At 48.8% G+C, this 648-nt stretch carries 1 pseudogene; it reads left to right on the top strand.

The features are described 5' to 3' along the window. Nucleotides 1-648: pseudogene (locus J7438_RS26790) on the top strand (hypothetical protein); the annotation flags it as partial.

Below are 648 nucleotides of genomic sequence, written 5' to 3'. Positions count from 1 at the left end.
TTGGCGAGGTCTATAAGCTGATTACACCGGATGAAAAAATCAGCCAGTTTATCCGTATTACTGCCGTTGATTATTCCGTTGAGACTTTTACCTATTTCACTGGAGCGGAATATATAGATTTTACCCGAAGTAAGGTGGAAATGCAGATTAGTGCTCCTTTGGTGACGACTTTTATGGTGGAGCACATGAGCGTTTTAAGCGACGTTCAGATTAATGGCGATCTGTCTATTATCTCCCCGGTGCCTTGGGATTTACCCGCCTCCGAAACCACGGTGAGCAGTGCGGTGGTCTATGGCGATCTTCAGGCCAGAGTAAAAAACTTTTTCAGCCAGAAGGTATGGGATAACGGCGATCCAAACTGGACGGATAACCGGGTTGGAGACCAGACAACGGCCCAATACAACACCATCAACTATCCGGTAGAGGTGACCAACAAGGGAGACATATACGGCAAGTGGGCGATCATTTTTACCAGCACTACTGCCTTCCAGATTGTAGAGGAAAAGCTCGGGATCATAGCCAACGGCAGCACAACAACGGATACCGCTCCAATTAACCCGGAAGCGGGAGTGCCTTATTTCACCTTGAAAGCCGATGGTTGGGGCAGCGGCTGGTCAACAGGCAACGCTATCCGGTTCAATACCGATG

The sequence above is a fragment of the Thalassotalea sp. G20_0 genome, from assembly GCF_017744175.1.
Classification (GTDB): domain Bacteria; phylum Pseudomonadota; class Gammaproteobacteria; order Pseudomonadales; family Endozoicomonadaceae; genus Endozoicomonas.
The sequence above is the reverse complement of the archived record's forward strand: the minus strand, read 5'-3'. Positions and strand labels throughout refer to the sequence as shown.